Here is a 22,293-nt window from a genome sequence, read left to right as displayed (position 1 = left end):
AAAGGCGCTGTCACCCGCCTGATTCCACCGGGACGCTGTCCCCGGGTATGATGACCGCCTCCAGCCACCGCTTGCCTGTCCGCTCCGCTCCGTCGTCCGGCGGGTCGAGCAGCAGACGCACCGCCTCCTCGCCCATCCTGGCATAGGGAATCTCGACCGAAGCGAGCGGCGGGCTCATGAACGCGTTGCTCCGGTTCGTGTTGTCCCCCGCCATGAGGACGAGCTCCTCTCCGATCCGCATCCCCCTCCGCCATGCCGCCCGGTAGAACAGAACCGCGCTCACGGACCAATTGAGCAGCACCGGCGGCAGCCGCCCGTCAGCGGTCGACGGGATATCGATGAAGCGATCGATCCACGCCTCGTCATACGCTTGAAACGTATGGACGACAGGCGCGAGCCCCCGCGCGGCGCACCATTCCTCATAGGCGGCTCTGCGGTCGCGCTCCGCCCAATTGCGCCCGGGCGTGTCGTCGTACGCCTCCAGGTAGACCGGATAACGCTCCGCGGTGCCGCCCATATGATCCAGCGCGCGCTTGATGCTCCCGCGATAGTCCGTCAGGACGGATGCGACGTCGTCCGCGCCGGCATAGCCTTCGACGGAGACGTACGGCGCGCCGGCGTCCCGGACGCTGGCGATCCATTGCCCGCTCGCATAGCCCGTCTCGTCCAGGGTGACGATGCCGTCGATTCGCCGCTGGCGGTACAGGTCGAGCATCGCGAGCCGGTCCTCGTCAACGGCGCTCTGGCCGCTGATGAGCACATGGTAGCCCCGCTCCGCGCATGCCTTTTGCATTCCCTCCAGCACCTGGAGGAACAGCGGGTTTTTCATATCGCCGAACGCGGCCACGCACCGGCTGAGCCCCGTCTTCATCGCTCTCGCCTGCGCGTCGACCTGGTAGTTCAGGTCCCGGATCGCCTGCAGCACCTTTTCCCGCGTCTCCCGGCTGACGCCGATACCCGGCGTGCCGTTGATGACGGCGGATACGAGGCTTCTGGACACACCCGCGGCTCTGGCGACGTCGAAGCTGGTCACTCTTTTTCCCGTGTTTGCTCTGCCTGCCATGATGACACCTCAACGAGAATATAACACGTATTATGACAGTCCGCAATGCGTTTGAACGATATCCCCTTCGATCAGGACGAAGGCGGCAGCTGGGCGCTCCTCTGCCTGGGGACCGTCATCATACATCTCGCGATAATGCACAATATAGGATGAACCGACCGACTTGACTTGCAACACCTGCGACTGTCAATTTACAACAAGCCGGTATTTGTTATAGTAGAAATTGCGCTTATGACGGCATGCCGTAAAAGTGTAGTAAAGGATGAACTGAGGGACTGCCGAGTTGAATCGCAAACGATGGAAATGGGCGGGCATCTTCGCCGGCGGTGCGGCCGTGGCCGTCGCTGCGACCGTGTATGTGCTGACGTATACAGGCACGAATATTTATCCGAACAAAGACAAGCATCACGCCCTGCTGAGGCTTGAGGACATCGGACCTGGCGGCGAGTACGGCACGCTTGACGACCTCGGCAAGCTGCGCACGGTGCTGGACTATATCGAATCCGAAGGCATTCCTTTTCAAATGGCGGTCATCCCGCGAAGCATCAGTCTGAGCGGCGACGGCGTCTGGCGCGAGCGCGGCATCGACGATCCGCACCCCGACGCGATCGTGCAGTCGCTCGTTCGGCTGCTCAGGCAGGCGGAGGGCAACGGCGGCGCGCTGGGCATGCACGGCTACACCCACCAGTACGGCGATGCCGTCATGAAGGGCGACTGGCAGAACTCCGGCACCGGCTACGAATTCAAGGTTCCTGGCGTGCCCGGGACCAAGGCTGCCGGCTATGCGGCCGCTCGCATCGAGAGCAGCCTGGCCGCCTTCGAGCGGGCGGGACTCAGTCCCGCCTTCTGGGAATCGCCGCACTACCGGGACACGCGAGCGCAAGAGAAGGTGTTCCGGTCGTACATCGGCATCCTGTATGAGCCGGACCTGTTCTCCCTCCGCTCCTTCAAGGATATGAACATGTACAAGAGCCGCAATACGTATGGGCAGGACAGCCTCGGGTCGGTCTACGTGCCCGCTCCGTTCGGCTATATTACGGACGGCGCTTCGGTGGACAAGCTGCTGCATAAGGCCAAAACGTATAACGGGCTGGCCTCGCTCTTCTTCCATCCGTTCCTCGAGTTCCCCGAGCTTGAGCCGGTGCAGGGCGCGGACGGTCACACGCTGATGCGAGACGGACTACCTGTCTACCGGTATAAAGGAGACGGTTCGGCCTCGTACCTGCACAGGCTCGTGGAGGGCCTTGAACGGGAGGGCTACCAATGGATGTCGCTCTATGACATCATCCCCTTCACCCCGGCGCATCGGGTGACGCTGCCGCTGGGCACGGACGCGGGCGAGGTGCTGCTGGGGGATGTAACCGGGAGCGGACAAGTGGATGTGGTTGTGCGCGAGGCGCACCGGATCGCGGTCATCCCGGGACATTACGCCATGCCGCGCAACCGGCCTCAAGCGGCCGCACAGGTCTGGCTCACAGCCGAGTTCCCGCCGCAGGAGCGGCTGCAGCTCGCCAACATGAACGCCGACGGCAGGCAGGATCTCGTCGCGTACGATCCGGCGACAGGAGCGGCGCGCGTCAGCCTGGCCGAGGACGGACGGTTCGCCGCGCCCGCGCCCGCCGGCGGACTGCCGGCGGGTCTCGACCGGCTGCTGCCGATGCGGGCGCAGGGCGGCGGGGGGAGCGCTGATGGCGGGAGCGACGGTGGCGGGAGCGACGGTGGCGGGAGCGACGGTGGCGGGAGCGACGGTGGCGGGAGCGACGGTGGCGGGAGCGCTGGTGGCGGGAGCGCTGGTGGCGGGAGCGCTGGTGGCGGGAGCGCTGGTGGCGGTGGTAACGGCGGTGGGACCGCCTTTCTTGCCGCGCGCGAAGGGTGCATTTACTTGTTCACGTATCGGGACGGCCGCTTCGCCGCGGCTGGCGAACGTCTCGGGACGCTGCCGCAGGACGCTGTGCTCTATGCGGGCCGCTTCCTGAGCAAGGACCGCGACGATGCGCTCTACGTGTCGGCGTCCCCGACAGAGGGCGGCTTGTCCATCGACCTGTTGGACTTAGATCGACCGGCCGGGGAAGCGGCCGTCGTATCCGCGAGCGGCGTGAAGCTGAACAAGGGTGAACAGCTGCTGATAGGGGACACGGACGGCGACGGGCTCGACGATCTGATCGCGTATGCCGCGAAGACCGGTGTCTGGCGCGTCTACGCGAACGAGGGCGGAGGTCGGTTCAAACCGCTCGACAACGCATACGGCCCTTGGGCCGCAGGGACCGGCCGCATCGGGTTCGCCGCCGACTTCGACGGCAACGGGAAGACTGACATCGCCGCTTACGACAGGCGGTCGCTCGCGCTGGACCTGTCGCTGTCGTTCCGGGGCCGCAGCGCGCCTTGATCCGACAGACAGAGCGGGCCGCGGCTAAAGCTGCCGTTCGCGCGGCTATCGCCTTCACTACGAGAGACGTTGCGGCCCAATCGGCCGTTCGTGCGGACATCGCCTTCACTACGAGAGGCGATGCGCCTCTAGCAGCCGTTTGTTCGGCCATCGCCTTCACCACGAGAGGCGATGCGCCCCAATCGGCTGTTCGTGCAGCCATCGCCTTCACTACGAGAGGCGATGCGGCTCCAGCGGCTGTTCGTGCAGCCATCGCCTTCACCACGGGAGGCGATGCGCCCCAATCGGCCGTTCGTGCGGACATCGCCTTCACTACGAGAGGCGATGCGCCCCACTTGGCCGTTCGTTCGGCCATCGCCTTCACTACGAGAGGCGATGCGGCTCCAGCGGCTGTTCGTGCAGCCATCGCCTTCACTACGAGAGGCGATGCGGCCCACTCGGCTGTTCGTGCAGCCATCGCCTTCACCACGAGAGGCGATGCGCCCCACTTGGCCGTTCGTTCGGCCATCGCCTTCACTACGAGAGGCGATGCGGCTCCAGCGGCTGTTCGTGCAGCCATCGCCTTCACTACGAGAGGCGATGCGGCCCAATCGGCTGTTCGTGCAGCCATCGCCTTCACCACGAGAGGCGATGCGCTCCACTCGGCTGTTCGTGCAGCCATCGCCTTCACTACGAGAGGCGATGCGCCCCAATCGGCCGTTCGTGCAGCCATCGCCTTCACTACGAGAGACGATGCGCCCCAATCGGCCGTTCGTGCGACCATCGCCTTCACCACGAGAGGCGATCCGCCCCACTCGGCTGTTCGTGCGACCATCGCCTTCACCACGAGAGGCGATCCGCCCCACTCGGCTGTTCGTGCGGCCATCGCCTTCACTACGAGAGGCGATCCGCCCCACTCGGCTGTTCGTGCGGCCATCGCCTTCACTACGAGAGGCGATGCGGCCAAATCGGCCGTTCGTGCGGCCATCCCCTTAACCACGAGAGGCGATGTGCCCCACTTGGCCGTTCGTGCAGCCATCGCCTTCACCACGAGAGGCGATGCGCCCCACTCGGCTGTTCACGCAGCCATCGCCTTCACTACGAGAGGCGATGCGCCCCAATCGGCTGTTCGTGCAGCCATCGCCTTCACTACGAGAGGCGATGCGGCCCAATCGGCTGTTCGTGCAGCCATCGCCTTCACCACGAGAGGCGATCACAGTCGCAGCACCATGAGCTCTTCGTCGAAGTACCGCCCGCCGTATTTGATCGCGCGGCGCTCGATGCCGTATACCTCGAACCCGAGCGATTCATAGAGCCGCTTGGCCGTGACGTTGTCCGATACGACGGTCAGATTAATCTGCTCAAGACCATCTAGTCCCCGGGCTCTCCGGATAAGCGCCAGCATAAGCGTCTTGCCGGCTCCCTTGCCCCTCGATTCGGGAGACACGTATACGCCGTAGACGCTACCTTTATGTGCGCTCTTCATGCCCGATTCCCGGACAAAGCTTGCGATACCGACCAGCACTCGGCCCTTCGCGTTCCCGTCGTTGCCCTCGTCCTCGCCAGTGTTCTTGTCGTTGTCCCCAGGCCAGCCCTCGAACATGCCCTGGTCCTCACCATCGTCCCCGCTCTTGCCCACGCTCCCGTCCCCGCTCTCGTCCGCAAACACGCCCAGCACAAACTTGCCCGCATCGGGCTTGACGCGCGCCGCGAATGTCTCCGGCGGGAACTGCGACTCACGTTCGTAGGTCGAGCCGTACGCATCGGGATCGTGCTGCAACGCGTTTAATCGAATGCGGCGATACGCGTCCGCATCGGCTTCCTCCAACACTCGTATGTGCATGACATCCGCTCCCTTCCTACGAATCTTCAGCTTGCTGCCGCGTATTTAGCCCTATCTTAACATGGCGCTTTTTGCTCGGGGCAGCAGTACCCGCGCATCGTCTTGCCGAAGGCCGGCAGGACAAGCCCCGTATCTCCTTCTCCAGAGGTCCCAGGACAAGCCCCGTATCCCCTTCTCCAGAAGGCCGGCAGGACAAGCCCGACCTCCCCTTTTCCCAGAGGCCCCGGGACAAGCCCCGCAAAATAAATTCCGCACACAGCTTGTCCTCCTTGTTATTTCCAATTGCGAAGTGGTGAAAGATCAGTATTCAGCTGGCGCGGCCAGCGAATACAACCAACGGAGGGGATTGCCATGAGTACGCCGGTCGTAGGAACATTCAGACACGAGCAAGACGTCATCGGCGCGATCGAAGCGCTGAAAGCCGCCGGATGGGATAAAGCGGACATATCGGTCGTCAGCCACAAGCGCGAAGCCGTGCATCATGTAGATACGGTCACCGGTACGAACAGTGCGGAGGGGATGGTGACGGGCGGCGTCGCGGGCGCCTTCCTCGGCGGGACAGCCGGCCTGCTCGCCACGGCCGGGCTGCTGTTCATCCCCGGGCTCGGGCCGCTGCTGGCTGCCGGTCCGATCGCGACCGTCATCGCCGGCGCGGCGGTCGGCGGCAGCACGGGCACGCTGATCGGCGGCCTGGTCGGATTCGGCATTCCGGACAAGGAAGCCGAGATCTACCGGACGCTCGTCGAGCAGGACCATCTGCTCGTCATCGTGAAGGCGGAGGGCGAGGAGCGTTCCCGGGCGGAGAGCATCTTCCTGGCGTTCGGGGCGATTGAGCCCCACTCGACCGGCATATCGTTCGAGCAGCCGCTGCAGCCGGACGTCGTCAAGAGCGAGGATGCCGAGACGCTGCGCGTAAATATCGGCGCGCGGAACAGCGAAGGCGAAGCCGTGCGGGAGACGGGAGCGCAGGCCGGGACGCTCGTCGTGCCGCGCGAGTCCAGGGAGGTCTGAGATGAGGGGCAAAAGCGCGGCGCTGGCTTCGGTATCGCTGTCGGTGTTCGTCCTCTACGCCGTCAAGACGATGAAGAAGTCGATGACGGCGCTCGACGAAGTCAACCGGACGCTGGCCGAGGTCAAGCTGGCCGCCCTGAAGGCAACGAACGAGGCGACGGGATTGATTCGCACCGTTAACGGTACCGTTAAGGACGTTAAAGGCCGCATCAATACCGTCGACCCGCTGCTGGAGACGACGCATGAGGTCGGCGACGTACTGCATACGATCGCGCATTCCGTGAAGGAAGCGCTGAGCCCGGGCGAAAAGGAAGGCGGCACACGCGAGGCCGACCGTCGCCCGAAGGCAGCCCCGGCGCTGCCTCAAGCGGGCGCTACCCCGGCAGATTCGCAGGGCATCACCATTCGCTTCGGGGACCAGGCCGGCGGCGGATCGGGCGCCGGCCGGCCGAGCCTCCTACGCCTTTGACGCCTTTACGAGCAGGAACATCGGGCGGCGCACTTCCTCCGCCCACTCGGGATGCAGCTCCAGCATCTCGGGCGTCGGCTTCAGCTCCGACAGCCGATCGAGGCGGAAGCCCGCCTCGATCAGCGGGTTCAAATACCCCGAGACGGTCCTGTGGTATTTGACGACATCGTGTCCGAGGAATCGGGCGAGCCGCTCTCCCTCGTCATGGTACCGGTCGAGCGGCCAGTGCTGCTTTTCGCCCGTCGGACCGTAGTGCCAGTCTTGCGGACCCATGGCGGTGAAGATGGGGTGCTCGACGGTGAATACGAAGGAGCCGCCGTCCGCGAGATAACGATGAACCTTGCGGCAGACTTCGCCGAAGTCCTGTATATAGTGAAGCGCGAGCGAGCTGAGCGCGACGTCGAACGCTTCGTTTGCGAAGTCGATATCTTCGATCCCCATGCGCATATATTCGATGGCGGGGTCGTCGGTCAGCTCGCGGGCGCGGGCAAGCATCCTGTCGGACAGATCGACGCCGACCGCAGACCGCGCCCCGCGCTCGCGGACATATCGGCAATGCCAGCCGTAGCCGCAGCCCAGATCCAATACTCGCTTGTCCTGAAGCGCGGGAAGCATCGAACGGAGCTCGGTCCATTCTCCCGCGGCCTCCAGCCCGCCGATCGAGCGCGGCATATGGCTGTAATTTTCGAAGAAGCTTGCGTCGTCGTATTTATTTTGCTGCATGGGGCACGCTCCACTCTCGTTTATTGCAAAAAGCGTTCCAGCCCCAGCTTCACCTGCGGCCACTCCCGGTCGATGATGCTGTAATAGACGGAATCCCGCACATAGCCGTCCGGCAAGATCACATGATTGCGCAGTACGCCTTCTTTGACGGCCCCGAGCCGCTCGATCGCGCGCTGCGACCTCGTATTGCGGGCATCCGTCTTGAGCTGTACGCGGATCGTGCCGAGCGTCTCGAAGCTGTGGCGGAGCAGCAAATACTTGCACTCCGTGTTGACCGCCGTTCTCCATACGTCGGGCGTCAGCCAAGTATAGCCGATCTCCAGGTTCCTGTTCTGACCGGAAATGTCGAACAGCCGCGTACTGCCCAGGATACGCCCGGAACCCCGCTCCACAATAACGAACGGCAACATCCCCGGAGCGCTGAGCGCCTTGCTCACATAGGCCTCGGCATCGGCCGGCGACGCGATCGCCCCCTGCGTCACCGCCCAGATGTCCGGATAACGCCCGGCTTCGTACAGTCCCTCGATATGCCCGATTGCCATCGGGATCAACTCGACCTTGCTGCCGGTTAATGTCACCGGGTTGACTTCCATATCGCTCGCCCCCGTATTGATGATTATGGACCTCTGCGCCAGCCTGCTATCAGTATATCTCAGATGGCGCGCCTGGTATAATATAGAATGGGACAAGCTCGTTTCTTTTCCCTATACTCCGCACAGCACCGCTCTCAATGGGCAACCTTTCTGAAATAACGATAAATCCGCTCGAGATTCCGGGCTTGCTTTCCGTGCGGCTTTTCCATACTGCCGAATTCGAAAAACTTCACGCTTTTGATGCCTACATAACGCAGCAGCGCCCGTCGCATCAGCACCTTGTGCGCGTTGTTCAGCCACAGGAGCGGATAGAAGGTCGGACCCTTCATCGTAGAGACGACCACGACCGATTTTCCTTTCAGCAGCCCTTCGGGTATGAGGCCCTTCCCGTCCCGATAGGCGAAGTTGGAGGCAAACATGCGGTCTATGTAACCGAGCAGCATCGCCGGCGGACGCCCCCACCAGATCGGATACACGAACACAATTTTATCCGCCCACAGCAGCTGCTCCCGGTATTTGGCAAGCTCGGGAACGACGTGCATATCTCTTCTTCGCGTATGGTCGTTGAATACGAGAATCGGATCGAACGATTCCCCGTACAGATCCACCATTTGAACCTCCTCCACGCGGGGGTTTTCGCTGAGTCCGAGGATCGTTTTTTGCAGAAAGGCGTAGCTTAAGCTTTGATGATTCGGATGCGTATAGACGACAAGGGTTTTCATGGGACACCTTCTTTGTTATTATTTAATTATCATTTGATAACAACATATCAACGCGGGATTTAGTTGTCAATAGATAATTGTTTTTTGATAATATAAATCAGGCAAGGGGTGTCCGCATGGATTTGAAAATTACGGTTTTTCAGCAGCTCGTCTCGATCATCACCTCTGCGCATCAGCTGCACTACGAGATGACCAAGGACATGCCGATGCAGGGGCTGACCCCGCTTCAGTATGAAATAATGGAGTTCCTCTCGGTCGAGCAGCCGATAACGTTGAGCCAAATAAGCGAGTGCAAGGGCATCTCGATGCCGAATACGAGCCGGGAGATCAAGAAGCTGACGGAGCTGGGCCTGTGCGAAAAAATCGAGGACGCCACGGACCGGAGAAAACAGCATATCCGGCTGTCTGCGCAGGGAGAGGCAAGGATGGCGGAAGCATTTGCGTTCATGAGAAGCCGGTTCATGGACCGGATCGAGGGCGTTGCGGACGACGAATTAAGCGAAGTCTCCAGGTCGATCGAGCGTCTTCAGGCTACGATTTTTCGGACGACATCCTAGGCATGGATGCCGCCGTTTTTTTGTGTAGCACGATTATACCGCGCTCACGGCGCACAATCGCGATCCTTCGGCAGGGCGAGCGCCCCGCCTTTTTTTGACGTCTAAATCTCCATACTCCTCCACATCATCAGCGCGGCGCCGGTCGCGACGGCATCCTCGCGCAGCTCGCCCTTGGTGAAGACCGGCTGATAGGCCGGATAGTAGTAAACGTGCTGACGGGCGGCATCGATCGCGGCCCGGTAGAAGCGCTCGTCCGAATAGATCAGCGAGCCGCCCAGGATGACAGTCTCGGGATGGAACAGATTGATCATGTTCGCAAGGCCGATGCCCAAGTACGCAGCCGCGCTGTCGAACAGCTCGACCGCGGACGGATGACCCTCCCTCAGCGCCTGCAGCAGGTCCTCGTAGCGAATCTGCTCCGGCGCGAGCCGCAGCTGATCCGTCCACCCGCCGCGCCCCAGCTTGGCCAGCGAGCGCGCCTGCTTCTCCAGCGCTTGTATGGACGCGTACGCCTCCAGGGCGCCGAAGTTGCCCCCCTCCTGCAGCCGCGTGCCGTCGGCCTGGATAATCATCTGCCCGACGGCGCCCTCCATATCGATCGAGCCGTGGACGATCCGGCCGTTCGACATCATGGCGGAGCGCAGACCGACGCCTGCATGCATGTACAGCAGGTGCTGCGGGTTGGAGGCCCTCAGCGCCCAGCGCTCGCCCATGAGCGCGGCGTTCGCGCCATTCTCGAGCTGCGCTCTGAACCCGGTCGCCTCCTCGGCCATGCGGCAGATCGGGACATCCTCCCAGCCGGGCGCTGCAAAGTAAAGCGGCTCGAGGATGACGCCGCGCTCGCGGTCGAGCGGCCCGACGGCGCCGATGCCGATGCCTCGCACCTGGCTCGGCTCGATCTTGTGGTCGTACAGGATCGCCTTGATGTTGTGCCCGGCATGCGCGATCAGCCGCTCCGGCGTCATCGCCTCGTCCATGCGCCAGCGGGTGAACGACTTCGGGTTCATGCGGACGTCGAACAGACCGAGCGACGAATGGAACCGGGAGATCTCCAGGCCAAAAAAATAACCGTAGCCGGGATCCGTCTCGTACAAGATCGGTCTCCTGCCTCCGCTGGAGGGACCCAGCCCGGAAGCCCGGATCAATCCGTCCGCGGTCATCTCCTCCAGCGTGCGCGTGAGTGTGCTGCTCGGGATTCGGAAGCGATCCTGAAGCTCGGCCTTGGAGACGACGCCCTGCTCGGCAATATGGTAGTAGATCAATTCCTTGGACGTGGGCAGTCGGCTGGCGCTATTCATGGGCACGGCACTTCCTCACTCATTCATTCGTTCATCCATTCATTCATTCATTCGTTCGTTCGGGCTTAAACATTTCTCTTATTATATCGAATCGGTCTAAAGCCGACCATACCGCTGTCCTCCGCTTGGATTAATGCCAATATGAAATCAAGTTATTGGTTATGGTTTATATAAGAAGATATTATAGTCCAATTATCATACACTTAATTTCATTATGGAATTAAGATGATATACTATTGGAGATGGGAGGGAACGAAATGACAAACAAACGGAAGCAGCTTCTATCGCTGTTCCTCGCCTTTCTCAAGATGGGCCCCTTTACGTTCGGCGGCGGATATGCGCTGATTCCCGCGATCGAACGCGAGGTCGTCGAGAAAAAAAACTGGCTGCGCGAGGAAGAAATCGCCGATATATTCGCGGTGTCCGGAACCGTACCCGGCGCGGTCGCCGTCAATTCGGCCGCCTTCATCGGCTATCGGATCGCCGGCGTATCCGGCGCGGTCGCCGCGACGCTCGGCATCTGTCTGCCGACATTCTTCCTGATGATCGTCCTGTCGATATTTTATGTTCAATTCCAACATAACCCGAAGATCGAAGCCGCCTTCACCGCGATCCGGGCGACGGTCGCGGCGCTGATCACATACGCGGCGATCAAGGTCGCTCGCGCTTCAATCGCGGAATTCGCCTCGGGCGCGCTGGCCGCGGTCGCCGCGCTCTTGCTTTTCACCGGCCTGCATCCGCTCTGGGTCGTCGCGCTGGGCGCGGCATCGGGCATCGTTCTCGTGCAGATCCGGTCCATGATGGGCAAGAGCACGAAGCTCAAGGAAAAGGAACCGATCTTCGATTACATGATATAATCTGAGCAAATGGGGTTGCGGACATGCTGATGAGCTTATTCGCCATGTTTTTTCTCGTCGGGCTCGTCTCGTTCGGCGGCGGCTACGCGATGATCCCGCTGATCCAGGAAGAGGTGCTGAACCGCCACGACTGGATGGAGGCGGGCCAGCTCGCGGATATCGTCGCGGTCGCGGGAATGTCGCCGGGGTCGATCGCGACGAACATCGCAGTCGCCGTCGGGTATCGCGAAGCGGGCTGGACGGGCGCGGCCATGGCCGCCTTTGCGGTCGTGCTCCCCTCGTTCGTCTTGATCCTCGCGGCGGGCAAGCTGTTTTTCCGCTACCGGGACAACCGGTGGATGACCGCTTCCTTCTACGGACTGCGCGCGGTCGTGGTGGGTATGATCGCCTTCGCGGCCGTATCCTTCGCGCGGCATGCCGGCCTGTTGACGGGGACGCCCGACTGGCGGACCTGGTGTCAGCTCGCCATCTTCGCCGGTTCTCTGTTCGCGCTCATCTATCTTCACAAGCACCCGTTCGTCGTCATCATCTTATCCGGCCTGGTCGGCATCGCGCTGTACGGCTAGTCCGCCGCCGGGCAGCATCCTTAATCATACGCGATTGGAGCGATCGAACTTGGAAGAGCAACTCCGCCCCTGCTGCGCCGCGCGCAGAAGCGAAGCCCCCGAGGACCGTCATCTTGCCGCTGCCGCAGCCGGGGAGCCTGCGCCGCGCCGCGCGAGCCCGCGCCCTGAGCTGCAGGAGTCCATGATACGCATCCCGGGCGGCGAATTCGTCATGGGCACCGACGCTGCGGACGGGTTCCCCGCCGACGGCGAAGGCCCGCCCCGGGCCGTGCGCGTCGACGGATTTTACATATCGCCCCATGCCGTCACCAACGCCCAGTTCAAGGCATTCGTCGACGATACCGGGTACGTCACCGAGACCGAGCGGTTCGGCTGGTCCTACGTCTTCCATCTGTTCGTCTCGGACGCCGTGCGGCAGCAGGTGAGCAACGTGCCGCAGACGACGCCCTGGTGGTATGTCGTGAGCGGCGCCAGCTGGGCCCGGCCGGAAGGTCCCGATTCGGACATCGGAGACCGGATGGACCACCCGGTCGTGCATGTATCCTGGCACGATGCCGACGCCTACTGCCGCTGGACCGGCCAGCGGCTTCCGACCGAGGCCGAGTGGGAATACGCGGCGCGAGGCGGACTCGCGCGCAAGACTTATCCGTGGGGAGACCTGCTCAAGCCGGACGGAGAGCACCGCTGCAACATTTGGCAGGGCAAGTTTCCGACGAAAAACAGCGAGAGCGACGGCTATGCGGGCACCGCGCCCGTACATGCGTACGCGCCCAACGGCTACGGCCTCTACAACATGGCCGGCAACGTATGGGAATGGTGCGCGGACTGGTTCACGCCGGCCTATCACGCCGTCACCGCCGAGGCGAATCCGCGATTCGACGAGCCGACGGGCAAGCGGTCGATGCGCGGCGGCTCGTATCTGTGCCACCGGTCGTACTGCAACCGGTACCGCGTCGCGGCGCGCAGCTCCAACACGCCGGACAGCTCCGGCGGCAACTGCGGGTTCCGCGTCGTGCAGTCCGCAACCGACTAGCATGCCTGCAACCATGCAGGCAATGCACGCAAGTGCCGACGCGGCCATGCCAAAGCCTGCAACCATGCAGGCAATTGGGCCACATGCTCGCCTTATACGGCCTCCATTGTCGAAAAGGATGTATGGATGCAGGAATTGACGCTTGATCCGGCGATTGGATACGAAAAGGATGTATGGGCGCAGGCATTTGTGCCGCATGTTAAAACGGGGATGTCTCAGGCCGTCTGCCGACGACCGGACATCCCCGTTTGCATTCATATAGCCGGCGTCGCGATCGTGTCCCACTGGTTGGCGCCATCGCCTCTCGTAGCCGTCGCATTCTATAATTCCATTCTCAGTCTCACCATATCTTTTATTTGAATTCCCTCTTCATATAGTTCCTCATCATAGTTCCTGATAAAGAAATCTATATCGACGCCAACGATTCTAAATCCGCATCTTTGATATAATTTCAATTGTTTGAACCCGGAGTTGCCAGTGCCGATCTCGATTGTTTTTGCATTCATAGTTCTTGCTTCCTCAATCGCCCTCAATACGAGCGCTTTGCCTATTCCTTTTCCTTGAAAGGGTTCTTGAACTGCTATATTTACAATTTCCAACGTGCGAGGATGCGTGTGTATCAAGACAAATTCCCCTACCAATTCATTCTCCAGCATGGCCAAAAAGCAGTATCCTCTGCTCAAATATTCATCGACCAATTCCTTGTTGGGATCTGCAAGCAGCAAAAGTTCGTAAGGCGCGGCTTGCTGTTCGTCCAGTCGTTTAAAATGAAGGTTCATTCCTGTAAAGCTCCTTTGTCTTTTTTTAAAAATTTTTCCATTCGCTTACGAGCGTCAACGGGGGCGCAGTTAGCAGTTAGCAGTTAGCAGTTAGCAGTTAGCAGTTAGCAGTTAGCAGTTAGCAGTTAGCAGTTAGCAGTTAGCAGTTAGCAGTTAGCAGTTAGCAGTTAGCAGTTAGCAGTTAGCAGTTAGCAGTTTGCCGTTTGCCGTTTGCCGTTCGCCGTTCGCCGTTCGCCGTTTGCCGTTTGCAGTTTGCAGTTCGCAGTTCGCAGTTCGCCGTTTGCCGTTCGCAGTTTGCAGTTTGCCGTTTGCAGTTCGCCGTTCGCCATTCGCTGTTCGCCGTTTGCAGTTTGCAGTTCGCCGTTCGCCGTTCGCCGTTCGCCGTTCGCAGTTTGCAGTTCGCCGTTCGCCGTTTGCCGTTCGTCGAACGACACACCGCTTCTTTCCGCTCCTTACCGCCCGTCTCGATCCACTCCTTGCCGCCCGTCTCGATCAGCTCCTTAGCTCCCAGTTTAAATCATTGCGGGGCGGGACTCCAATGGGATTGAGATGACGAATTTGCCGCCGCTCTCCGTCCGTAAAGGAAGGAGCGCGGCGGCATTCCGATCAATACACCGTCAGACTATCAAAGCTTACATTGTTGCTGAAGCCTCCGCGCAGACCGATCGCACCGTTTTTGTAAGTCGCGTCGGACACATCGATCTTAAGCGTATTGTTGACGTAGACCTGCATCCGGTTGCCGGTTATGACAATCTTCAAGTTATACCAAGTGTTCGCGGCTATCGCGACCGAAGCGCTGCCCAGCTGTGTGTAGGCGTTGTTGAAGCGTCCCAGCCACACACTGCCCCCCGTATCAATGCCCACGCCATAGCCTTTAAAGGCGTCTGCGCCGCTGCCCGGACTTTGTACATGCCAGATCAGCCCGCCCTGCCCGCTGTCGTTAATGCGAACATCGGCTTGAAGCGTATAGGCTTCGCCATCGACCAGCGGGCTGAGGATCGACTTGGGCGCACTGCCGGAGGCTGCATTGTATGTGCCGCCGGAGAAGCTCCATGTGCCGTCGTAATTCGTCCAGCCCGGATTGGTATTGCTGCTGAAGTCATTCCAGTACAGCAGCGGCGTCACGACGACATTATCGAAGGTCGCGCTGTTTCCGAAGCCGCCGCGCACGCCAATCGTGCCTTTTGTATATGAAGTATCGGTGACATCCAGCTTTAACGCGCCATCGAGAAACACTTGAATCCGGCCGTTCACTTTGACAGCCTTGAGGTGATAGGAGGTTCCCGTGACAATCGTGGCGGGCGCGCTGCCGAGGGAAGTGAAGCTGTTGTTGAATCTCCCGAGCCATACCGAACCGCCGGAATCGATGCCTGCCGCATAGCCGGTGAAGCTGTCTGCCCCGGTGCCCGGCGAGGAGGCGCTGAACATCAGGCTCGCTTGGCCGGCATTGTTCAGCTTCACATCGGCTTCGACGCTATAATTAACCGTCGATACATAAGGATCTACGATCGACTTGTCCCCGCTGCTCGCCGTGACGGAATACGCGCCGCCGGACACCGTCCAGGTGCCGCCGAATTTACTCCAGCCGTTATCGTTGCCATCATTGAAGTCATCGGAAAACACACTTTTGACGCTCATGTAGCCAAGCTGCACGCTATGGCCGCCCCCGCTCCGCGCCGCAGAGTTCATAACCGCAATCTCATTCGGCCCCGTCTGGTATACACTCGCCCATAAGCTGCCGGACCATGGGAAGGTATCGTTCTTGTACCAGCTTGCTCCGTAATCATTGCTGAAGGAAAGGGCATTGCTGTTGGACACGATCGCCAATCGGCCGTCGCTCATCGACAGCACATAAGGCGCGCCTAGCTGATTAGGAACCAGGCTGCCTACTCCGCTGGACCAGGTATAGCCGTCGTTCGAAATTTTACTGTGAATATTACAAGCGTCGGTGCCGCACACCTCAAAGGTCAATATATATTTCCCGTTGGCCATCTTGGTCCATACCGGCATCCCCGGGCGCGCCGCCGAGTTCGAAGGATCCCATGCAGCAAAAATCTCGCTTCCCCAAGTCGCCCCGCCGTCCGAAGAGATTTTCTCCGATATAATCTGGCTGTAGGAGGGCGATTCCGTCACATGCTTCTCGTTCGCGTAAAACACGGCAAGCCTCCCGTCCCCGAGGAAGCCCATATGGGGTTCGTATACGCCTTTGTCAGGGCTGCCCAGGCTGCCGGCCGTGCCGTTGTTCTCATCGATGGTGCTGAGTCTCGACCAGCTCGCCCCCAGATTCGTGCTCTTGTAAACGTACAGCCGGTACGATTCCTGCCAGCGAACCGAGCGGGCGGCCATCAGGACGTCGCCGCTCGGCAGCTGTATCATCTGTCCGTTATCGAGGTCTCTGCCCGGGTCCGTAATCGTCGCTATATTTGTCCAGGTGACGCCGTTGTCGGTGCTCTTGGATACGCGAAGCCTGGTGCCTCCGTTCGTATCGTACGTATACCCGTTGTTGTCGTATATCGTATAAATCGCCAGCCAATCGCCGTTTGCAAGTTTAAGCATCCGTCCATATTCGGAGCCGAAGGCGCCGGGGCGAATCCCTCTTGCATCGGCTCCGGCGTCGGTGAAGGCAGGCAGATTGTTGACGGTGACTGTGCTTGTCGAGATTGCCGGCCCTCCCGCCGCAGACGCCAGACCCGAGAACAACACCAGCACCATCACCATAGACAGCATTGCAAAGACAAGCTTCTTCATTATTATGAATCCTCCTCTTCACTGTCGGCTCTGTCGCCGAATCGCCTATTCATGATCAAGCAAGCTAATCTCGTTCGCCCAGCCGGCCCCCCTTGCTCACCCCCTTAATAAACCGCTTTCAAAAATCATTATATGGACTTGAAATCGCCGGATATAGACTAAGCTTAGGCTAAATGAGAGCGGATAAAAAAAAGCCTGCAGCCCAATCGGACTGCAAGCCCCGGCCCTCCTATTCCAATTGCCCGATACACATCTGAATCTGATGGCCGCCGCTCTCGCGAGCCTCCGAGTTAAGCAGCAGGAAGCGATTGTCCTCCAGCGCATATAAGCTTGGCCACAGATGCCCGGCGAAGGGCTTGGGTTCGACCGTCCGCCAGGAAGCGCCCTCGTCCTTGCTTGCGGAGATGACGCCCGAATTCGAGGTTACCAGCCAGGTTCCGTCCTGCAGCTGCTCGAAGTACGGACCGCCATGCTGCTCGGGAACCGGCGTACCGTTGCCCGCTTCCCAATGAATGCCGTCATTCGAGATTTTATAAGTAATCGCCGCGGACACGCATTGATACATGACCAGATGAACAACCTCCAGCACAACGATGTACCGGCCATCCTGCAATCTCGTCCACACCGGCATGCCGGGGCGAAGATGAGGGCTGGCCGGGTCCCAGGCTACCCAAATCTCTTCTCCCCATGTCCTGCCGTCGTCCTCGGAGATCTTCTGCGAGATGATCTGGCTGTAATAAGGCGCCTCAATGACATGCTTCTCATTCGCATACATCACCGAAAGACGACCGTCCGCCAGGCGGTAGAAATGCGGTTCATAGATGCCCTTGTCCGGATTGCCCAGGCTGCCCGGCGAGCCGTTCATCTCGTCAATCGTCGACCAGAACGCCCAGCTGCGACCGCCATCCGTACTCTTGTAGACATGCAGCTGATAAGATTCATGCCATCTGACGGAACGGCAGCTCATCAGCAGATCCCCATTGTCGAGTTGAATCAGCTGACCGTTGTCCAAATCTCTCGAAGGATGGCTGAGTACGGCGATCTTGTCCCATGTCTTTCCTTTGTCCTGACTGACAGCGAACTCGAGTCTGTTGCCGCCGTCCGCATCGTACGTATATCCGTCATTGTCATAAATCGTATAGACCGTCAGCCAGGAGCCGTCCTGCAGGAACACCATCCGGCCGTATTGCGAGCCGAATTTGCCCGGCGGCGAATAACGCGCGTCGAGTCCGCGGTCCTCGAAGACCGGAAGATCATGAATCAGGACGGGCTGTTCCCAGGTTGCCGCTATCGTTCCCTTGGCGCTCATCGCATCATCTCCATCTTGATTGGTATGCGTGTCGGTGCGTTTGCCGGTAAGACTGCGGAATAATTCAATCTCCGCATGCCGATAAGGGCTGCCGTCCGGCTTGTATAGATCATGCTGCCAGGCGCTGAAGTCGAGGTCCATATCCATAATCCAGTCCCACGGCTCATGCGTCTGCGTCTTCCCGTTGACCAAGCCCCAGTGGTAGCAAGCGATGCCTTCCCTTTTGAAGAGAGGAAGATGCTCCTTCACCTCATTATTGAAGGGACGATGCAGCCATTCCGTCATGAACAGCGGCCGGCCGTGTGCTTTAAATGCTTCGATAAGCTGCTCGGAGCGTGCAAGCGGGCCGTAATAATGGAACGACACGACATCGGACAATTCAACCGCGCGCAGCTCAATCGGCGTGAGCTCGCCGGGACTGCACCGTTCAAAGTAATCATGGTAGAAATCCCATGGCGCTGCCGTCAACGGCTGAACGGGGTCCATCTCCCGCGCCCAGGCAAATGCGGCTTCCATCGCTTCCAGGCTCTTGTTCACATTGCCGTAACCGCCCGATCCGGAATTCCCCGGTTCGTTCCATATATCCCATGCGAGAATACGCGTATCCTGGCGGTACTTGCCTACCAATTCTCGGACGAAGCGCTCCATCTCCGGCCAATTGTCCCGGTTGTCCGCCATATGGTAGGTAGGGTTGACCGAATGAACGACTTGCCTCGGCGGATACCCGCCGTGATGGCCCGGCACCGGGTCCGGCTGCTTGCCGAAGCGCGGCTGGCCGCCACTTGCAAATTCGACAGGCCCTCTCCCGCAGTCGTCGAAAAAGATCGGCATCAGCGTAATTCCGTAAGCCTCGATTAAATCGAGGAAAGCGTCGAAACGCGACATGAAGCCGTCATGCTGATGCTGCCACACTTCATACGGAAGCAGCATTCGTATGCTGTTAATGCCGGTATAAGCGGCGAGCGCCAATTCTTTCTCGATGACGGTCCGAACTTTATCGTGGTTGTACGCCTGCCATATCTCAGTGGTATTAATGCAGTTGCCGGGCACATAATTGCAGCCGACAATCCAGCCTTGCTTCTGGTACCAGTTCCATGCTTTGTCTGTTGACCAAGTCAAGTTTATCCCTCCGATGCTTTACTTGATTCCCGTCATGGCGATGCCGCTGACGAAAAATCGTTGTGCGAATAAATAAGCTACAAGTGTGGGAATGGATGCCAGCAGCAGACCTGTCAGTACGAAGCTGTAATCGGTCCCGTATTTGCCCGCGAACAAGGCAATCGCCGCCTGGATCGGCCGGAACTGCTCGGAGTTCGTCATCAGCAGCGGATACAGCAGGTCATTCCAGTTGCCCATGAAAATAAATACGCCCAGCGTAACAAAAGCCGGCTTGCAAAGCGGCAGCATGATCTGGAAAAAAATCCGGAACTCGCTTGCGCCATCGATTCTTCCGGACTCCTCCAGGTCTCTGGGGAGCGTGAGGAAAAATTGCCGCATCATAAAAATGCCGAAAGCATCCGCCGCTCTTGGGATGATAAGTCCCTGATAGGTATCGATCATCCCCAGCTTGTAGATAATCAGGAACAGCGGCGTCATGGTCACCTGGAAAGGAATCATCATCGTACAAAGAATAAGAACAAACAGCAGACCCCTCCCCTTGAATTGCAGCCTGGCAAAGGCATAACCGGCCAGCGAATTCAAAAAGAGGGCGATGATGACAACCGAGCAGGAAAACACAAGGGAGTTAACGAAATACCTTCCGAACGGCACTTCCGACCAGATTTTCGTGTACGTACTGAAATCATAATGGACCGGCAGCAGACGCTGCGGCGATCCGAGTATTTCCCCCATCGATTTGACCGATGTGCTCGCCATCCATATAAACGGGAATATTGTAGAAACTGCAAGGGCCATCAGGAGCAGAATGATAATCAAGCGGCCCGGATCGAAGCTCTTTCGACGATTCATCGTGGAATCCACTTCTTCGGCACCTCCCTCGTCAGAAGTTTTGTTCAGCCTTTCTTCCCATCCGCAAATTAATCATCGTGACGATCAGAATCAGAATGAACAGCAGAATGGCGCTTGCAATGCCCGGCCCCATCTCGTTGGTCACGAATGCTTTCTCGTAGATGTACTGCACAATCGTCTCTGTCTTGAACATGGGTCCGCCCTTCGTCGTCACATAGACCTGATCGAACACCTGAAACGAACCGATAATCGAGGTAATCACAACAAAAGCGATGGAAGGCGCAATGGATGGCAGCGTGATCCGGAAAAACATGGCCGATCTTCCCGCTCCGTCAATCTCGGCCGCTTCGTACAGGCTCTCCGGCACACCCTGCAGCGCGGCAAGCAAAATAATCATCGTAAATCCAAAGCTCTTGTACACGCTTATCAAAATGATAGCCGGCATCGCCCACCTCGTATCGTTAAACACGTCGACGACTGGCAGACCAAGCTGGCGCATAAGCGCCGGCACGATGCCGATGTTGAAGTCGAACATCATCGCAATGGCCATGGCGACGATTGTCATGGAGCAGACGACAGGAAGGAAGTAGACCGTGCGGAATACAATATTCAGTCGGGATCTTTTATTAATCGCCACGGCAACCAGAATGCTGAGTGCGATTTGCAGGGGAACGTTGCCGCACACGAAGTAGACGGTGTTTTTCAAGCTGTTCCAGAACCGGTCGTCGTCAAGCACCGCATGGTAGTTGTCAAAGCCGATAAATTTAAAATTGTGAAGCATGATGTCAAAGCTGAACAAGCTCGATATGAGCGAAAACAGAAGCGGCACAATGACAAACACGGTCATGACAACCAGACTCGGTAAAATAAACAAATAACCGACGGCCGACTTATTCCAGGCAAGCGCCTTCCATTTCATAGGCTTCTCCTTTCCTCAAACAAAAGGGATGGGGAAGCCCGGGCCGGAGCCTCGGGCTTCCCATATTGTCCCTTCCGGTTCGTTTATCGTTCTATCGTTCCGTAGCCAAAATCTTGTCGAGATCGATCGATGCCTGATCCAGCGTGCTCTGAACATCCGCTTTTTTGATCAGAATCTGATCGAAGTACTTCTGGAATACTTCCGTCAGAATCTTGCTGGAATTCGAGATGCCTACCAGCCACGGTTGACCGATGTCGGCCGACTTCATGAAGATGTCCAGATCCGGGTTGGCTGCGAGAAGGTCCGGATCGCCGGCAAGGTCGGTGCGTACGGGCGGGAAGCCGATCTTGGTGGACCACTCTTTTTGCGTATCCTTCTCGAACCACCATTGCGCGAATTTATAGACGGCGTTCTTCACCTTCTCGTCCTTCGCGCCTTTGCTCGTCAAGTGCATGGACAAGCCGGCGCCGAAGGTCACTTGCTTGGCAGGTCCGGCAGGCATCAGCGCAATGCCGTAGTCGACCTTTGCTTCTTTGAACTGAGGCGACATCCATGGACCGTCGTACATCATGCCGAGCTTGCCGGAAGCAAACATCTTGAGGTTGTCGCTGTTAGGAGCCGGCGACACTTTTTTATTGATCGCAAGATCAGCCCAATATTTGACCGCTTCAACCGCCTCGGGCTTGTTGATGAGCGAAGTTTTGTTCTTGTAATCGATGACGTCTCCGCCGTTCGCCCATATCATCTGGGTGAGGTATACCCAGCCCGACGAGATGGTCATGCCGTATTGGCCTTTTTTCGTATCGGTCATCTTGACGGCCCAGTCCGCCATCTCATCCCAATTGGTCGGCGGATTCTCCGGATCGAGTCCGGCGGCCTTCACCATATTTTTGTTGTAATAAAGGGCATGGGCGAAGTAGTTCATCGGGAACCCTATGAAGTGGTCTTTATAATGCAGCAGCTGATCGTAGCCTTTGGGCAGCAGGGACGTATCGATCATGTTGTTGGCATAGAAGTCATCTACCGGGGCAAGCACGCCAAGGTCCGCGTACTTGGCGATATTCTCCGGACCGAACGCGATAAAGTCTGGCCCTTGACCGGATGCGGTCGCTGTCGTCAGCTTCTGGTACAGGACGTCCCAGCTCATAATCTCCATCTTGACTTCGACTTCATTCTGGGATTCGTTAAACTTCTTCACGAGCGACTCCAGAACCGGGCGGTCCGAACCGGAGAATCCGTTCCAGTACGTAATCGTGACCTTGCCCTCAGGCGCCTTCGTATCGGTCGTTGCAGCGGCCTCCGAGCTAGCCGGCGCAGCCGTCGGTGTAGAGCTTGCCGATGATTTGCCGGTATTGTTGCTGTTGCCGTTGCCGCATGCCGAGGCGATGAGCAGTGTGGCGCACATCGCTACCAGCCAACTGCCCCGTTTCCATCTCTTCATAGATTTAACCCTCCCGCTTGATTTTTGTA

22 protein-coding genes are annotated in these 22,293 nt (G+C 58.9%); 7 read left to right on the top strand and 15 right to left on the bottom strand.

Annotation, left to right across the window (positions count from 1 at the left end; translation table 11 throughout):
- Positions 1-10: 10 nt before the first annotated feature.
- The gene (locus VQ071_RS23475; RefSeq protein WP_340516671.1) at positions 11-1,063 is read right to left on the bottom strand and encodes a LacI family DNA-binding transcriptional regulator; all 1,053 of its coding nucleotides are present in this window, start codon (positions 1,061-1,063) and stop codon (positions 11-13) included.
- Between the two features lie 283 nt (positions 1,064-1,346).
- Between VQ071_RS23475 and VQ071_RS23470 the strand changes: the two genes are divergently transcribed.
- Entirely contained in the window at positions 1,347-3,449 is a 2,103-nt protein-coding gene (locus VQ071_RS23470; RefSeq protein ID WP_340516670.1) for a DUF2334 domain-containing protein, read from the top strand.
- 128 nt (positions 3,450-3,577) lie between these two features.
- On the opposite strand, the gene VQ071_RS23465 is transcribed toward VQ071_RS23470, so the two are convergent.
- The 3 genes from VQ071_RS23465 to VQ071_RS23455 all read right to left on the bottom strand — a co-directional run bounded on the left by VQ071_RS23465 (position 3,578) and on the right by VQ071_RS23455 (position 5,271).
- Complete coding sequence (locus tag VQ071_RS23465) at positions 3,578-4,345, bottom strand: hypothetical protein (RefSeq protein WP_340516669.1); 768 nt, start codon at positions 4,343-4,345, stop codon at positions 3,578-3,580.
- A gap of 75 nt (positions 4,346-4,420) precedes the next feature.
- A complete protein-coding gene (locus VQ071_RS23460; protein WP_340516668.1) occupies positions 4,421-4,645 on the bottom strand; it encodes a hypothetical protein in 225 nt (74 codons plus the stop codon).
- Complete coding sequence (locus tag VQ071_RS23455) at positions 4,642-5,271, bottom strand: GNAT family N-acetyltransferase (protein ID WP_340516667.1); 630 nt, start codon at positions 5,269-5,271, stop codon at positions 4,642-4,644. Before VQ071_RS23455 ends, VQ071_RS23460 begins: the two co-directional genes overlap by 4 nt.
- A gap of 351 nt (positions 5,272-5,622) precedes the next feature.
- Between VQ071_RS23455 and VQ071_RS23450 the strand changes: the two genes are divergently transcribed.
- Both VQ071_RS23450 and VQ071_RS23445 read left to right on the top strand, forming a co-directional pair.
- Positions 5,623-6,282 carry a general stress protein gene (locus VQ071_RS23450; RefSeq protein ID WP_340516666.1) on the top strand — a complete coding sequence of 220 codons (660 nt, stop codon included), beginning with the start codon at positions 5,623-5,625 and terminating at the stop codon, positions 6,280-6,282.
- Position 6,283: 1 nt separating this feature from the next.
- Entirely contained in the window at positions 6,284-6,751 is a 468-nt protein-coding gene (locus VQ071_RS23445) for a DUF948 domain-containing protein (RefSeq protein ID WP_340516665.1), read from the top strand.
- Here VQ071_RS23445 and VQ071_RS23440 read toward each other — a convergent pair.
- The 3 genes from VQ071_RS23440 to VQ071_RS23430 form a co-directional block, all read right to left on the bottom strand.
- Positions 6,740-7,474: a methyltransferase domain-containing protein gene (locus tag VQ071_RS23440; RefSeq protein ID WP_340516664.1), complete on the bottom strand. Its 735-nt coding sequence runs from the start codon at positions 7,472-7,474 to the stop codon at positions 6,740-6,742. The two genes, VQ071_RS23445 and VQ071_RS23440, sit on opposite strands and share 12 nt — an antisense overlap.
- Before the next feature lie 20 nt (positions 7,475-7,494).
- Positions 7,495-8,067, bottom strand: a complete 573-nt coding sequence (locus VQ071_RS23435; RefSeq protein WP_340516663.1) for a GNAT family N-acetyltransferase — start codon at positions 8,065-8,067, stop codon at positions 7,495-7,497.
- Positions 8,068-8,201: 134 nt separating this feature from the next.
- Positions 8,202-8,789, bottom strand: a complete 588-nt coding sequence (locus tag VQ071_RS23430) for an NAD(P)H-dependent oxidoreductase (RefSeq protein ID WP_340516662.1) — start codon at positions 8,787-8,789, stop codon at positions 8,202-8,204.
- 116 nt (positions 8,790-8,905) lie between these two features.
- On the opposite strand from VQ071_RS23430, the gene VQ071_RS23425 reads away from it, so the two are divergent.
- A complete protein-coding gene (locus tag VQ071_RS23425; protein ID WP_340516661.1) occupies positions 8,906-9,346 on the top strand; it encodes a MarR family winged helix-turn-helix transcriptional regulator in 441 nt (146 codons plus the stop codon).
- A gap of 101 nt (positions 9,347-9,447) precedes the next feature.
- On the opposite strand, the gene VQ071_RS23420 is transcribed toward VQ071_RS23425, so the two are convergent.
- Positions 9,448-10,644 carry an ROK family transcriptional regulator gene (locus VQ071_RS23420; protein WP_340516660.1) on the bottom strand — a complete coding sequence of 399 codons (1,197 nt, stop codon included), beginning with the start codon at positions 10,642-10,644 and terminating at the stop codon, positions 9,448-9,450.
- A gap of 257 nt (positions 10,645-10,901) precedes the next feature.
- On the opposite strand from VQ071_RS23420, the gene VQ071_RS23415 reads away from it, so the two are divergent.
- The 3 genes from VQ071_RS23415 to VQ071_RS23405 are packed head-to-tail and all read left to right on the top strand — an operon-like array spanning position 10,902 to position 13,100.
- Positions 10,902-11,501, top strand: a complete 600-nt coding sequence (locus tag VQ071_RS23415; protein ID WP_340516659.1) for a chromate transporter — start codon at positions 10,902-10,904, stop codon at positions 11,499-11,501.
- Positions 11,502-11,524: 23 nt separating this feature from the next.
- Positions 11,525-12,067, top strand: a complete 543-nt coding sequence (locus tag VQ071_RS23410; RefSeq protein ID WP_340516658.1) for a chromate transporter — start codon at positions 11,525-11,527, stop codon at positions 12,065-12,067.
- A 49-nt stretch (positions 12,068-12,116) separates the two neighbouring features.
- Complete coding sequence (locus tag VQ071_RS23405; RefSeq protein WP_445293331.1) at positions 12,117-13,100, top strand: formylglycine-generating enzyme family protein; 984 nt, start codon at positions 12,117-12,119, stop codon at positions 13,098-13,100.
- A 320-nt stretch (positions 13,101-13,420) separates the two neighbouring features.
- On the opposite strand, the gene VQ071_RS23400 is transcribed toward VQ071_RS23405, so the two are convergent.
- The 7 genes from VQ071_RS23400 to VQ071_RS23370 all read right to left on the bottom strand — a co-directional run bounded on the left by VQ071_RS23400 (position 13,421) and on the right by VQ071_RS23370 (position 22,264).
- Positions 13,421-13,879, bottom strand: coding sequence for a GNAT family N-acetyltransferase (locus tag VQ071_RS23400; RefSeq protein ID WP_340516657.1), 459 nt, complete (start codon positions 13,877-13,879; stop codon positions 13,421-13,423).
- Positions 13,880-14,067: 188 nt separating this feature from the next.
- Positions 14,068-14,313, bottom strand: coding sequence for a hypothetical protein (locus VQ071_RS23395; protein ID WP_340516656.1), 246 nt, complete (start codon positions 14,311-14,313; stop codon positions 14,068-14,070).
- 172 nt (positions 14,314-14,485) lie between these two features.
- Complete coding sequence (locus VQ071_RS23390; protein ID WP_340516655.1) at positions 14,486-16,627, bottom strand: family 16 glycoside hydrolase; 2,142 nt, start codon at positions 16,625-16,627, stop codon at positions 14,486-14,488.
- A 229-nt stretch (positions 16,628-16,856) separates the two neighbouring features.
- Positions 16,857-19,055: a sialidase family protein gene (locus tag VQ071_RS23385; protein ID WP_340516654.1), complete on the bottom strand. Its 2,199-nt coding sequence runs from the start codon at positions 19,053-19,055 to the stop codon at positions 16,857-16,859.
- A gap of 18 nt (positions 19,056-19,073) precedes the next feature.
- Positions 19,074-19,904 carry a carbohydrate ABC transporter permease gene (locus VQ071_RS23380; protein WP_340516653.1) on the bottom strand — a complete coding sequence of 277 codons (831 nt, stop codon included), beginning with the start codon at positions 19,902-19,904 and terminating at the stop codon, positions 19,074-19,076.
- A gap of 31 nt (positions 19,905-19,935) precedes the next feature.
- Positions 19,936-20,823, bottom strand: a complete 888-nt coding sequence (locus tag VQ071_RS23375) for a carbohydrate ABC transporter permease (protein ID WP_340516652.1) — start codon at positions 20,821-20,823, stop codon at positions 19,936-19,938.
- 91 nt (positions 20,824-20,914) lie between these two features.
- Positions 20,915-22,264, bottom strand: coding sequence for an ABC transporter substrate-binding protein (locus VQ071_RS23370; protein ID WP_340516651.1), 1,350 nt, complete (start codon positions 22,262-22,264; stop codon positions 20,915-20,917).
- Between the last annotated feature and the right edge of the window lie 29 nt (positions 22,265-22,293).

Source organism: Cohnella sp. 56 (assembly GCF_037963805.1).
GTDB lineage: Bacteria > Bacillota > Bacilli > Paenibacillales > Paenibacillaceae > Cohnella.
The sequence above is the reverse complement of the archived record's forward strand: the minus strand, read 5'-3'. Positions and strand labels throughout refer to the sequence as shown.